General features: G+C 42.4%; 1 rRNA gene. It reads left to right on the top strand.

The features are described from left to right. Window positions 1–161: 161 nt before the first annotated feature. Window positions 162–255, top strand: a 16S ribosomal RNA gene (locus H8K52_RS20880); the annotation flags it as partial.

Here is a 255-nt window from a genome sequence, read left to right as displayed (position 1 = left end):
TAGCTACTTCGGTAGTTAGGAAACTTAAAAAATATCAAATGTTCACAAGAAGTAAAGATAAGACGCGATAGTGAGCAATCATTATCGCAACTGTCAGTATTTTGAGTGAGCGACTCGTTCGAAAGAATGAATTCCAGAAATGGAAACAAGTAACAGAGATTAAACTGAAGAGTTTGATCCTGGCTCAGATTGAACGCTGGCGGCATGCCTTACACATGCAAGTCGAACGGCAGCACGGACTTTGGTCTGGTGGCG

It is taken from the genome of Affinundibacterium seohonense, assembly GCF_014284305.1.
Taxonomy (GTDB): domain Bacteria; phylum Pseudomonadota; class Gammaproteobacteria; order Burkholderiales; family Burkholderiaceae_D; genus Undibacterium; species Undibacterium seohonense.
Note: the sequence above shows the minus strand (reverse complement) of the source record. Positions and strands in the feature narration are given on the sequence as shown.